Annotated in this window: 5 tRNA genes; all 5 read left to right on the forward strand. The window is 50.9% G+C overall.

Annotation, left to right across the window (positions count from 1 at the left end):
- The first annotated feature begins 86 nt into the window (after positions 1-86).
- Positions 87-161: transfer RNA gene (locus tag AN960_RS23780), tRNA-Gly, on the forward strand.
- A gap of 8 nt (positions 162-169) precedes the next feature.
- Positions 170-256 (forward strand) — tRNA-Leu (locus AN960_RS23785).
- A 12-nt stretch (positions 257-268) separates the two neighbouring features.
- A tRNA-Arg gene (locus AN960_RS23790) sits at positions 269-345 on the forward strand.
- Between the two features lie 5 nt (positions 346-350).
- Positions 351-427, forward strand: a tRNA-Pro gene (locus AN960_RS23795).
- 9 nt (positions 428-436) lie between these two features.
- Positions 437-512: transfer RNA gene (locus tag AN960_RS23800), tRNA-Ala, on the forward strand.
- The last annotated feature ends 75 nt before the right edge of the window (positions 513-587 follow it).

A 587-nucleotide genomic window follows, 5' to 3' on the forward strand; every position in this document is an offset into this window, starting at 1 on the left:
CAGACGCGCTAGACTTAGGATCTAGTACTTCGGTGTGGGGGTTCGAGTCCCTTCACCCGCACCATTTATCTTGTTAATCAGTATATGCGGAAGTAGTTCAGTGGTAGAATACAACCTTGCCAAGGTTGGGGTCGCGGGTTCGAACCCCGTCTTCCGCTCCATATATACTGCCGGGGTGGTGGAATGGCAGACACACAGGACTTAAAATCCTGCGGGGGTTGACCCCGTGCCGGTTCGAGTCCGGCCCTCGGTACCATTTTTATAATATGCGCCCGTAGCTCAATTGGATAGAGCGTTTGACTACGGATCAAAAGGTTATGGGTTCGAGTCCTTTCGGGCGCGCCATATTACGGGAAGTGGCTCAGCTTGGTAGAGCACCTGGTTTGGGACCAGGGGGTCGCAGGTTCAAATCCTGTCTTCCCGACCATTTCAATAAGGGGCCTTAGCTCAGCTGGGAGAGCGCCTGCCTTGCACGCAGGAGGTCAGCGGTTCGATCCCGCTAGGCTCCACCAAGATGATCTTTGAAAACTAAACAAAACATGAAGTAAACGTCAATTATTAGTTTTTTGAGCAATACAAGATTTAAA

The sequence above is a fragment of the Bacillus sp. FJAT-25509 genome, assembly GCF_001420605.1.
GTDB lineage: Bacteria > Bacillota > Bacilli > Bacillales > Bacillaceae_G > Gottfriedia.